The following is a 12,237-nucleotide window of genomic DNA, read 5'->3' as shown; positions in this document are numbered from 1 at the left end:
CTGCAAAGGTAGCAATCTTTTATTCAATCGCAACTTTTATTTGAAAATAATTATCGCTCTCTCTTTTCAACCACTCACCCTCTTTTCCTCTTCCTCCGAAGCGGGTTGCAAAAGTAGAAAAATTATCTAAAACAGCAAAACTAACCAACCCTTTATTTCACCCAAACAACCTAACAGCATGGTTTTCAACCTTAAAAAATAAATCATAATCCCAAACTTTAATCCCTTATAAGTGTTTCAAGCGGTTTTGTAAAAAGAAATGAAGTGGTTATACCTAATTAATAGGTTTTAGAAAGGATAGGATTTTGAGTTTTGGTCATCAATCTATGTTACATAAACCCGACCTGAATGGAAAACCCGTATCCCGATTTTTATCGGGAATGGATTTGAAATGGTGGGCGGGACTAAACTTTAATAGTACCACCCAAACTTGATTTCCAAAAAAATAGATTTTAATATTGTCCAGTGGTTAATAAAACCAGCGTGCACGCTTCTACAGGTTCTATATTATGTTGATCTAAAAGTTTTTCAAGCTCATAGTTTTCTGTGCCTGGATTGAAGATTACACGTTTTGGCTTTGTTGCTAAAATATAATCGTGGTATTGTGCTTGCAAAGCGGGGCCAATATATAAGGTTATCGTATCTATATCTTGATGAATTTCTTCTGGCTTTTCAATTTCTACACCTGCGACTTCTCCTTTTTTAATTCCTACGTTTACGAAATCGTGATTAAAACGCTTCAACATGTGTGCAGCTTTGTAAGCGTAACGGGTAGGATCTGGCGATGCGCCTATAATTAATGTTTTTTTCATTTTAAAATTTTGAAAGTATTGCAATTTGTCCTGCGTGATAAGCGTGATGTTGAACTAAGCCATTTAATAATTCTATTTTATCTATCCCTTTGCCTAATGCGGGATTACTTTCTGACTTTACCCACTCATGCCAATCCTGATCTTTAATAGAATCGCAAATGCGAATTAGTTCTTCATTGGCTATTTTGAAATCAAAAATAATCTTCTCCCAGCCTTGAATAGTTTTATTTTGAGCTATTGGCCAATCGCCAAGGGCAGGTTCTGAAGCTATCTTATTAAGTAGTCTGGCCGATACTTCTTCTGTCCAACTGGTTAAATGTAAAGTAATTTCGGCGATAGAGTGTGCATCAACAATGAAATATTTGAATGCGTTTTCAGGTTTTACCTGATTTAATATTTGCATAATATGGCTACCGTGCCATGCATCACCATTATATGCTTTCCTTAATTCAGCCGTAATATTAAACATACTGAAAGAACAATTGGGTTAATATAATGTTTGTTTATATTGTTGATAATATAGCGTTGGCACAATTAATTCCATCAATGGCGGCTGAAACAATACCACCGGCATAGCCAGCTCCTTCGGCACATGGGTATAAACCAGAAACTTGTGGGTGCTGAAAACTCTCTTTATCTCGAGGAATACGAACTGGTGATGAGGTACGGCTTTCTACACCAACCAAAATAGCTTCATTGGTGTAATAACCTCTAATTTTATTTCCAAATAATGGAAGCGCTGCTTTTAAACTTTCGGATACAAACTCTGGCAAAACATTATCCAGCATTACACTTTTTGTGCCTGGGAGGTATGAATTCTTTGGTAAATCTATAGATAGCTTATTATTTACAAAATCTACCATTCGTTGTGCAGGTGCAACCAAGTTACCTCCGCCAGCTTCGAAAGCTAATTTTTCAATTTCTGACTGAAAATTTAACATCCGCAACGGGTCATAACCTTGTACATCATTTAAAGTTACTTGTACAACTGTACCGGAATTTGCATATGGATTGTTCCTTTTTGAAGGCGACCATCCATTAACTACAATTTCATTTTCTCCTGTTGCGCAAGGGGCGATAATTCCACCGGGGCACATACAAAAAGAAAACACGCCACGAGCGCCTACCTGCTCTACCAAACTATAATAGGCTGGTGGTAAAAATTCTGAACGGGTATCGCAATGGTATTGTGCAGTATCTATAATATTTTGGGGATGCTCAATACGAACGCCTAATGCAAAGGGCTTAGCTTCTATTAAGATGTTTTTTCGATTTAATAACTCGTATACATCTCTGGCCGAATGCCCGGTTGCTAAAATAATATGATCGGCAAATAATTTATCTTCGAAGTTTACTTCTATTCCTTTAACTTTTCCAAATTCGACCAATATATCTGTCATTTGGGTATCGAACATCACTTCGCCACCTGCATTTAATATGGTATCTTTTATAGAAGTAATAATATGTGGCAATTTATTGGTACCAATATGTGGGCGGGCATCAACCAAAATATCCTGTTCGGCACCGTGGCTCACAAAAACCTGCAATACTTTATTAATATCACCACGCTTATTGGATCTGGTATATAGTTTACCATCTGAATAGGTTCCTGCGCCACCTTCGCCATAGCAATAATTGGATTCTGTATTTACTAAACCTTGTTTATTTATAGCTGCTAAATCTCTTCGGCGCTGTTTTACATCTTTACCGCGTTCGATAATGATGGGTTTTAAACCGTTTTCTATACACTGAAGTGCGGCAAATAAGCCAGCTGGACCTGCGCCCACAATAATTACAGGCTTGCCATTACTGACATTTTGATAGTTTACGGTATAATCTTCTGCAATTCTTTCTTCATCAATATAAGCCCTCACTTGCAAACGGTAAATCACTTTCCTGGAACGTGCATCAATAGACCTTTTAAGGATTTCGTAGCTTTTAATGCTATTTAAAGGCAGTTTTAAAGATTCTGCAAGTTTCTGAGTGATTGCTTCTGATTGCTCAACCTGATGTGGGAGCAAAGTAATTTCGATTTCTTTCTGCATAATAATGTCAGGTATTTATCCCGAAGTGTAACAAAGGTACAGATTTTGTAATCTAATTTGTAAATTGACCTTAAATTCAATTTGAAAATAAAACAAATATCATAAAGATGAAAAAATTAGTTTTTGGAATTTTAGCTGCCGTGATTGCAGTTAGCACACTAAGTTCATGCGGATACAACAGCATGGTTAAACTTGATGAAAATGTAAAATCTAAATGGGGAACTGTACAAACCCAATATCAAAGAAGGGCAGATTTAATTCCAAACTTAGTGAGTACTGTAAAAGGTGCAGCTAAATTTGAACAAGGAACTTTAACTGCAGTTGTTGAGGCTCGTGCTAAAGCAACACAAATGACGGTTAAGGCAGATGAGTTAACGCCAGAAAACATTCAAAAATATCAAGCTGCTCAAGGTCAGTTAAGCCAGGCGCTAGGTAAATTATTATCAATTACCGAAAACTATCCTGAATTAAAAGCAACTCAACAATTTAGTGATTTATCTGCACAATTAGAGAGTACCGAAAACAGAATTACTGTTGCACGTAAAGATTTTAATGATGCTGTACAGGAATACAATAGTAAAATAAGATCTTTCCCTACCAATTTAACAGCTGGTATGTTCGGGTTTAAAGCTAAAGGTTACTTTGAAGCTGATGCAACTGCTAAAGATGCACCGAAAGTAGAATTTTAATTTTAAGCAAAAAAAATTAAGGGTAATGCGTGTTTTATTAAACGTGCATTACCCTTTTTACTTCATTATAAAAGAAAGATATGTCTTTATTTTCAGATATTGAACAGGATAAAATAGCAAAAGCCATTGCTGATGCTGAGCAGGCAACATCTGGCGAAATCCGTATTGCAATAGATAAACATTGTGAGGGTGATGCTTATGAAAAAGCGATAGACTATTTCGCAAAGCTGGATATGGATAAAACAGCGCAACGCAACGGTGTATTAATTTATTTGGCTCACGCCGATCATAAATTTGCCATTATTGGCGATACAGGTATAAATCGTGTTGTGCCTGATAATTTTTGGGAAACTACCAAAGTTGCAATGAATGCGCACTTTGCTACTGGTAATTTAGCCGATGGTATTGTTGCGGGCGTGGCATTGGCAGGTGAAAAACTGGCTCTATTTTTTCCATACCAAGTGGGAGATATAAATGAGTTACCTAATGATATTGTATATATGGATAAACTGGATAATAACTAAACAATGAAAAAATTACTTCTTTTATCGCTGTTTAGTTTAATTTTCTGCTTTGCTTTTGCACAAGATTTCCCTGAGAAACCATCAACATTAGTTAATGATTACGCAAATGTGTTATCGCCGGGACAGAAACAGCAATTGGAACAAAAACTGGTTGCTTTTGATGATTCATCTTCTACTCAAATTGCCATTGCTATTATTAAATCTGTTGGCGATTATGATATTAATGAATATGCGGTTGAACTTGGTCGTAAATGGGGCGTTGGCCAAAATGGAAAGAACAATGGCATAATGATCGTTGTTGCAGTTGGCGATCGTAAAATATCTATTCAAACCGGATATGGTGTTGAAGGTGCTTTACCTGATGTTTATGCAAAACGCATTATAGAAAATGATATAAAACCTAATTTTAAAGCTGGAAATTATTTTCAAGGTTTAGATGATGGCACTACCTCTATTATAAAATACACTAAAGGCGAGTATAAAAACGACAACCCTAAGGTTTCATCTGGCAAAGGGGGTTCAGGGAGTGTTATTGTGGTAATCATAATTATCATTGTAATTATCATAATAATCAGCAAAGGTGGTGGTGGTAATAGTGAAGTAATCGGCAGTCGGGGTGCATCCAACGCATTATTCTGGGCTATGCTTTTTGGAAGCGGTGGTCGTGGAGGCGGTGGTAGCGGCTGGGGAGGCGGAGGCTCATCCGGCGGTGGCGGTGGATTTGGTGGTTTTGGAGGAGGAAGCTTTGGTGGTGGTGGCTCAAGTGGCAGCTGGTAAAAAAATCCTTATTCAATTTTAAGCGTTAATAATTTATGTATAAAAGAGATTTAGTTACTGCCGAAATTCAAAAACTTGCTCAAGCTTTAGCCCGAATAATTGGCTTAAAACTAGAAGGCAAAAAAGAAGAATCTGATTTTTTGTTTTCCAGTACTCTGGAAGAGGAATTTGAACTTTCGTATTCGAATTTATTAGAAATTAGTGATGATGAGTTTCATAAGTTCCTGATTGAAAAAGAGTTCTCAGCAGATAAATTGGAGTTATTAAGCAAGCTTTTTTATACTCACATCGATCACTTCGAAAACATAAAAGAAACTCAAATCGTTGCTCAAAAGTTATTGGCACTTTATCAGTTTATTGAAAAACAACACCACATCCAATCTTTTGAAGGTTTATCAAGACAAAGGCAAATTAAAAGCTTTTTAGAAAAATACAGTTAATATATGATTATTGAAAAATGGCGTAAAATCGCTTCAAAATATTTAGTTAAAGAAAAGTGGGCAACATTAAGGGTTGATACTTGTGAGCTACAGGGTGGTGCAGTTAAAGATGATTACTACGTTTTAGAATATCCAAACTGGGTAAATGCAGTTGCACTTACAGCAGAGGGAAAAGTTATTTTAGTAAGACAATACCGCCATGCAGCAGATATTATTTCATTAGAAGTTCCTGGTGGAGTAATTGATGGAGATGAAAAACCAGAATTTGCCATTAAACGTGAATTGCAGGAAGAAACCGGATATACTTTTAAAACCTGTAAACAAATTGCAGAACTTTATCCAAATCCGGCAACATCTACCAATAAAACCTTTACTTATTTTTTAACTGGCGGTGTAAAAACCCACGATCAGCATTTGGATGAACACGAAATTTTAAATGTGGAAGAATATACAGTTGAAGAAGTAAAACAATTGTTAAAGGACAATAAAATTGCCCAGGCTTTGCATGTTGCAGCTTTGCATTACGGATTGGCAGAATTGAGTTAATTACAATTTTGGCCACACAAAATAAAGCCCCTTAACCTTTGGTTTTAAGGGGCTTGTTTTTTTATTTAATATTTCGATCGCTTTTTCTAAATACATCTCATCGTTCAACATTGCATCATTTGTTAAGTTTTCAATTTTAACATCAGGCTGTATTCCCTCTCCCATTTTTGAATATTCTTTTCGGTTTCTATCTATTAAATTCCCTTCTGTAAGTACCATGAAAGCTCCGTCAGTTAATTTATGTTCTTGATTGGAAGACGTTAAACCATTTGTTGGCACACCGATAAAAGTTGCATTTTTTTGCCCTACAAATAAAGCTGAAACAAATTCGCCACTACTGGCTGTTTTTCTATTTATTAAAACAACTATTGGTTTATCTTTTATTTTAATTTTTCGGTTAACAAGTTTAAAGGTATGTGCAATTTCCTGGTCTTCATAAAAATTATCTTTTTGGTAATCAATAAAATGATTTGTTCCAGCACCATCTTTCCAACCAATTGCCTGGTTTTGATTTACAAAGGGAGCAATTGCAGCATACATTGGGGCCAACATTCCACCATCGTTATCTCTCAGATCTATAATCCATCCTACTGGGTTTTGTTTTTCAAGTTGTTTTATTTTATTTCTAAAAGAATCGGCAAACTCATTCCATTCAACAAAATTATAGCTGTAAAATTGCGGCAAAGAAATATAGGCGTATTTGTTTCTTAAAAATGCAGATTTTATTTCAGGAAATTGTTGTCCTGTTGCTCTGTAGCCCATAAGATAGCTTTTAACCATTTCCGGCGGGAAAAATTTGGAATGGCTATCGCCTAATTTCCCAAGTGATGCAAGGATCACCGGATATAAATCCCTAATTGTTTTTGAATCCGCAGCAGCAAGATAAGCTTCACTATAAATTTGATTCCAGTTAATTTTATGGCTATTTACCGATCTCTTCTTCATCAAATTTAAAGCCGTTTGTAAATAATTTTTTAAGCTATCGTCATTCTTCTTTAAATTGAAATTAGATTTAGCGATAGAAGAAATGCCTACAAGAATTAGTATTATGAATAGAATTTGTTTTTTCATGGTTTAAATTTTTAAATCTGATTAAAAATAAAGTCAACTATTGAACTTCTTTTATAGCATAATCCAATAGAGTATCTTTCCCGGTAAGAATATCGGATGGAGTTGGATGAATAATTTTATCTATTCTTACTCCTTTCCCTTGTGCTGATGTACCATCTGGATAATAAATTGCATTTCCAGTAAAATGAACCTGATAATTCCCTGGGATGTTAATGTATTTTTCATCTCCATCTGCCCCCGAAGTTTGCTCACCTATTGTTTTGGCATTAGGAAACATAGACTGTAGATCCATCGTTTCCCACTCGGATAAACTTCGTGTTTGAGCATTCACGATGATCATTACCTTACCCGTATATTTAAACTGTTCGGGCGTAACAGTGATGCTGTGGTAGGTAGCCGGAAGATTATTCCAATCAAAAGTACCAACGTTGTTTAAGTTTGATTTATAATATTTAGCAAATCTATCCTCCGGCCTTCCAAATTTTTTATATAAATAGGTATAAATAAAGCCAGACCACTGTGGGTAGCCTCGCATATCAAAAATTATAGCTTTTTGTTTAACTGTCAGATTAAAAATTGAATCCATTTCACTGTCCCTTTTTTCATCATCACTTTTGAATAGTTGAATAATTTTATCAATGTTAAAATAGGCAATATCATTTTTCAGGAGCATAAACCCTTTTAATGAATCAGAAACTTCAGATTTATTTTTTAAATAATTATTGATTTTCTCAGCAACATCCTTATTTCTCACGTTTAAAAAATCTATTGAAACTTGTTTTCTGTGGTTATTTCTTAATAATTTTAAGTTAAATGTGGCATTATCTGCGCTCCAAATGAAATTGGTGGGAAAAGAATTAATTTTCGAGATTAAAGTATTTTTATTTGAAGCACCAAGTAATTTCCCTAAAGTATCTATTCTGGAAGGAATGGATGCCCCATTAATTTCCGTAATCCAATCTCCCAACTCGATTCCAGCTTTAGCACAAAGCTCAGGATATATAATTTTGGTTACTAAAATCTTATTATCAATAATTTTATAATCAAACGGCGGATAAAATGTGTTTTTAAAAATTTCACTTCTAAATTTTAAACTCGAGTAAAATCTATTATAAGCATGAGAATCGTTTAGGTTTGCAACAATTTTCAAAATCAATATCTCGTAATCCTTCCGGGAAGCACACTTTTTAAATAATGGAATATTTCTCTTCATCACCACATCCCATTTTTCCTTCATTAAAGTATGGTGTGGGTATAAATAATCTATAGCGCCTTGTAGTTTTGCCAAAGCCAAAAGCCTCATGGGCTCAGGAAGGTTTTCTGACGCGGCAAAATCGTATATCTTTTCGTTTGGAATTTCTGTATTATAATTAAGTAATGGTAAGTAATGATGATTTTTAACATCGCGATTATTATACACTTGCAACAATAGACTTTTCAGATTATCACTAACAATTTTATTGTCTACATACCATTTATGCAAAGGATTAATTTTGATGATATTTTTAATGGAAACGTCTGTTTTAATATCTTCTCTTAATAAACCGATTTCATTAATGGTATTAATTAGCGTTTGGTTAATTGCCGGTTGCGTATTAATATTTTCCACCAGCTTTTGTTTAGCAAGAAAAAATGAATCTGCATTAATTTTACCCGAAGCAAATGCTGGATGGTAATATTTAAGAAAATTCCAGGTTTTGATAAAAATTAAGTATTTATCAGCTTCACTAATGGTTTGAGCATTTATTGTAAAAAAGCTTAAACTTAATAACGTCGTGTATATAATCCTTTTCATAACATAATTTTATTTCTTCCAAAACTGCAAACTAAAAGGAAGCACGAAAGACTACGATTGACCAAGAGGTTTTTTCTATTGATGAAAAGGCAAAAAGCCACAAAAAACAATTGAACCTTAAATAAATACTTTTGGTGTATAAATTTTGGGCATTGATACTTTACAGAAGGTACTTATTGGTTGATTATACTATTTTTAGAAAAAATTATCCATGAAAAGATCCCATTTTATTTATTTTCATATTGGCTATTGGCTAATTTTATGGCTTAAAGAGCTGCTTTTTGGTTTCCAAACCTATAACATAACGGAATTCTCCTTTTCTGGCGTTTCTGGAATTTTAACAGTAAAATTAATTACCCTAATTTTTCCGCTTTGTGTATTTTATATCAACTACCTTTTACTCGTTCCAAAGCTAATTAGGCCTAAGAGGATTATACTGTACGTTGTTTTTGTTTTTATACTTTTTGCTGCGCTTTCTCCACTCCACCAATATATTTATGGTTACATCTTGCCTAAAAAATTCGGTTGGTATTCTTACATGTATGTGGATAAGCTAACTTTTTGGCTTTCCTTTCAAACCTTATTGTTCGAAAACTATGTGTATATTTTCTTTAGTATTGCCATTAGCTATGTAAATGATTTTTTTGAAACACAGAAAAAGCAACAGGAACTAGCTAAAGAGCAGGCTTTAACAGAATTGGCTTACTTAAAATCGCAGATCAATCCACATTTCCTGTTTAATACTTTGAATGATATTTATGCGCTTACTTACCAACAGGCCAAGCAGGCACCAGAAGCCGTTTTAAAACTATCGGCCTTGTTACGCTATATGCTCAAAGAAAGTAACGACCAGTTTGCTTCCATAGAAAAAGAAATTAGTTACCTTAAAAATGTAATCGAATTATTTGAAATTGGGCAAAAGGGAATGACTAATATTCATCTGGAAATTACCGGAACATTAACTCAACAGCAAATTGCTCCATTAATTTTAATCAACTTTATTGAAAACGCATTTAAGCATGGGGTTATTAATGATTCCGAAAATCCAATTCAAATTATTGTTTCAATTACCAGCAGTCATTTAGATTTTAAAGTGGTAAATAAAAAGAATGGTGATCAAAAGGATAAGACTGGTGGCATTGGTTTGGCAAACGTGCAAAGAAGACTTGCTTTAATTTATCCAAATAAACATCAACTTAAAATTACTGATGAAAATGATACTTTTACAGTTACCCTAAAACTAGATTGGATATGATTCGTTGCATTGTTGTTGATGATAAGCCTTTAGCTATTGATATTTTAAATGATTACGTTGGCAAAGTGCCAGATTTAAGTTTGGTTTTCAGTAGCACAAATCCATTAGAAGCACTTGAATACGTAATGAAAAATGATGTAGATCTTGTTTTTCTCGATATCCAAATGCCACAGCTAAATGGTGTACAATTTATGAAAATTGTAAGTGGAAAATGTAAAGTAGTATTAACCACCGCTTATTCGGAATATGCTTTGGATGGTTTTGAAAATGATGCGATAGATTATTTACTCAAACCAATTTCATTTGAACGTTTTTACAAGGCCGTTCAAAAAGCGCAGCATTATTTTGATTCTGTACCACAGGTTAAAGTTGAGCAAGTAAGCACAACTGTGAAGGAAAAGGATTTTATCTTCGTTAAAACAGAATACAAACTTGTTAAAATAAATACTGAAGATATTTTATATGTGGAGGGAATGCAAAATTATGTTGCAATACATACCAAAACTGAAAAAATTATGTCTTTACAAAACATTAAAAAAACCGAAGAACAACTTCCAAAAAAACAGTTTGTAAGAGTACATAAATCTTATATCGTTGCGGTAAATAAAATAGTAAGTATTGAGCGGAGTAGAATTTACATTGGAGATGCCATTATTCCACTTGGCGATGTTTACAAGGATGAGTTTTATAATATAATTGAGGCGAAAAATTGAGAAACATTCCTATCAAAAAGGGCTTCTATAAAATTACAACATAAAAAAAGTCCCGATTTGCACCGGGACTTTTCATATAAACGAGCAAATATTTAGCTCATTTTTAATTTTTTCTGAATATCGTGTACGTAAGCTTTAAATTTCTTATCGGTATCAATTAAATCCTCAACGGTTTGGCAAGCGTAGATTACAGTACTGTGATCGCGACCACCGAAGAAAGCTCCAATTGTTTTTAAAGATGATTTAGTATGGCTTTTTGATAAGTACATTGAAATTTGACGGGCTTGTACAATCTCACGCTTACGTGTTTGAGATTTAACCATATCAACAGGTACTTCGAAATATTCGCAAACCAATTTCTGAATGTATTCCATCGAAATCTCTTTTGAAGTATTCTTGATGAAGTTTTTCAACATTTGCTTAGCCAAGCTTAAATCAATTTCCTTTTTGTTTAAGGTAGCTTGCGCCAATAATGAAACCATTGCACCTTCTAGTTCACGTACGTTGTTATCAATATTGTGGGCAACATATTCTACAACTTCCCCAGGTAACTCAATACCATCTGCATACATTTTCTTTCTTAAAATGGCAATACGAGTTTCCAAATCAGGGATTTGTAAATCAGCAGAAAGTCCCCATTTAAAACGGCTTAACAAGCGTTCTTCTAAACCGGCTAAATCTTTTGGTGCTTTATCTGATGTAAGAATTACTTGTTTACCAGATTGGTGTAAGTGATTAAAGATGTGGAAGAAAATATCCTGAGTTTTTTCCTTACCAGCAAAGTTGTGTACATCATCCATGATGATAACATCCATTGCTTGATAAAAATTAACGAAATCGTTAATAGTATTGTTTTTCAGGGAATCCACAAACTGTTGGCAAAATTTCTCACAGCTTACATAAATAACCAGCTTATCAGGCATGGTTGCTTTTATCTCATTTCCTATGGCTTGTGCAAGGTGGGTTTTACCCAAACCTACTCCACCATAAATCATTAATGGGTTAAATGAGGTGCCACCAGGTTTTGCTGCTACAGCATAACCTGCTGAACGAGCTAAACGGTTACAATCGCCCTCTATGTAATTATCAAAAGTATAATTAGAGTTTAATTGAGGGTCTACATTTAATTTTTTTAATCCAGGAATGATGAATGGATTTTTAATGTCTTTGTTAATAGAAACTGGAATAGGCATTGATTGCGACTTTGCTTCTGCTCCGTTTCCGTTAGATGGCATATTGGTTGTATAAGGATTACCGCTGTTAGATGATTTATCTACAACGATGTTATATTCCAGGCGCCCATCTTCTCCAAGTTGTTTTTTTACAGTTTTACGTAATAATCCTACGTAGTGTTCTTCAAGCCATTCGTAAAAGAATAAACTCGGTACCTGAATGGTTAAAACCTTACCTTCTAATTTAAGGGCTGTTATTGGCTCGAACCAAGTTTTGAAACTTTGGTTCGGAATGTTATCCTTAATAATTTGAAGACAGTTCTTCCACACTTCTGTACAAGTTTTTTCCATTGCGATTTCTATAATTTATTGGTTTACAGTGCCGATTCGGTAATCCG

General features: G+C 34.3%; 13 protein-coding genes. 7 read left to right on the top strand and 6 right to left on the bottom strand.

What is annotated here, in order from left to right:
* Positions 1-452 precede the first annotated feature (452 nt).
* The 3 genes from EHC72_RS19170 to EHC72_RS19160 are packed head-to-tail and all read right to left on the bottom strand — an operon-like array spanning position 453 to position 2,857.
* Positions 453-812 (bottom strand): CoA-binding protein, encoded by a 360-nt coding sequence (locus EHC72_RS19170; protein WP_131539325.1) that lies wholly within the window; start codon positions 810-812, stop codon positions 453-455.
* A gap of 1 nt (position 813) precedes the next feature.
* A complete protein-coding gene (locus tag EHC72_RS19165) occupies positions 814-1,281 on the bottom strand; it encodes a DinB family protein (protein ID WP_131539324.1) in 468 nt (155 codons plus the stop codon).
* A 34-nt stretch (positions 1,282-1,315) separates the two neighbouring features.
* Positions 1,316-2,857, bottom strand: coding sequence for an NAD(P)/FAD-dependent oxidoreductase (locus EHC72_RS19160; RefSeq protein WP_131539323.1), 1,542 nt, complete (start codon positions 2,855-2,857; stop codon positions 1,316-1,318).
* Between the two features lie 107 nt (positions 2,858-2,964).
* On the opposite strand from EHC72_RS19160, the gene EHC72_RS19155 reads away from it, so the two are divergent.
* The 5 genes from EHC72_RS19155 (at position 2,965) to EHC72_RS19135 (ending at position 5,833) form a co-directional block, all read left to right on the top strand.
* A complete protein-coding gene (locus tag EHC72_RS19155) occupies positions 2,965-3,546 on the top strand; it encodes a LemA family protein (RefSeq protein ID WP_131539322.1) in 582 nt (193 codons plus the stop codon).
* Positions 3,547-3,626: 80 nt separating this feature from the next.
* Positions 3,627-4,070, top strand: a complete 444-nt coding sequence (locus EHC72_RS19150; RefSeq protein WP_131539321.1) for a TPM domain-containing protein — start codon at positions 3,627-3,629, stop codon at positions 4,068-4,070.
* A 3-nt stretch (positions 4,071-4,073) separates the two neighbouring features.
* A complete protein-coding gene (locus EHC72_RS19145) occupies positions 4,074-4,847 on the top strand; it encodes a TPM domain-containing protein (protein ID WP_131539320.1) in 774 nt (257 codons plus the stop codon).
* A 35-nt stretch (positions 4,848-4,882) separates the two neighbouring features.
* Positions 4,883-5,287 (top strand): hypothetical protein, encoded by a 405-nt coding sequence (locus EHC72_RS19140; RefSeq protein WP_131539319.1) that lies wholly within the window; start codon positions 4,883-4,885, stop codon positions 5,285-5,287.
* A 3-nt stretch (positions 5,288-5,290) separates the two neighbouring features.
* The gene (locus EHC72_RS19135; RefSeq protein ID WP_131539318.1) at positions 5,291-5,833 is read left to right on the top strand and encodes an NUDIX hydrolase; all 543 of its coding nucleotides are present in this window, start codon (positions 5,291-5,293) and stop codon (positions 5,831-5,833) included.
* Here the strand turns inward: EHC72_RS19135 and EHC72_RS19130 are convergent, their stop codons facing one another.
* Positions 5,834-6,904: a S41 family peptidase gene (locus EHC72_RS19130; protein ID WP_131539317.1), complete on the bottom strand. Its 1,071-nt coding sequence runs from the start codon at positions 6,902-6,904 to the stop codon at positions 5,834-5,836.
* A 37-nt stretch (positions 6,905-6,941) separates the two neighbouring features.
* The gene (locus EHC72_RS19125) at positions 6,942-8,699 is read right to left on the bottom strand and encodes a S41 family peptidase (protein WP_131539316.1); all 1,758 of its coding nucleotides are present in this window, start codon (positions 8,697-8,699) and stop codon (positions 6,942-6,944) included.
* A gap of 211 nt (positions 8,700-8,910) precedes the next feature.
* Here EHC72_RS19125 and EHC72_RS19120 point away from each other — a divergent pair, with 211 nt between their 5' ends.
* Both EHC72_RS19120 and EHC72_RS19115 read left to right on the top strand, forming a co-directional pair.
* Complete coding sequence (locus tag EHC72_RS19120; RefSeq protein WP_131539315.1) at positions 8,911-9,954, top strand: sensor histidine kinase; 1,044 nt, start codon at positions 8,911-8,913, stop codon at positions 9,952-9,954.
* Complete coding sequence (locus EHC72_RS19115) at positions 9,951-10,667, top strand: LytR/AlgR family response regulator transcription factor (RefSeq protein WP_131539314.1); 717 nt, start codon at positions 9,951-9,953, stop codon at positions 10,665-10,667. Before EHC72_RS19120 ends, EHC72_RS19115 begins: the two co-directional genes overlap by 4 nt.
* Before the next feature lie 92 nt (positions 10,668-10,759).
* Here EHC72_RS19115 and dnaA read toward each other — a convergent pair whose 3' ends face one another.
* The gene (gene dnaA, locus EHC72_RS19110) at positions 10,760-12,190 is read right to left on the bottom strand and encodes a chromosomal replication initiator protein DnaA (protein ID WP_131539313.1); all 1,431 of its coding nucleotides are present in this window, start codon (positions 12,188-12,190) and stop codon (positions 10,760-10,762) included.
* Positions 12,191-12,237 lie beyond the last annotated feature (47 nt).

The organism is Pedobacter nototheniae (assembly GCF_004335085.1).
In the GTDB taxonomy this organism is placed as follows: Bacteria; Bacteroidota; Bacteroidia; order Sphingobacteriales; family Sphingobacteriaceae; genus Pedobacter; species Pedobacter nototheniae.
The sequence above is the reverse complement of the archived record's forward strand: the minus strand, read 5'-3'. Positions and strand labels throughout refer to the sequence as shown.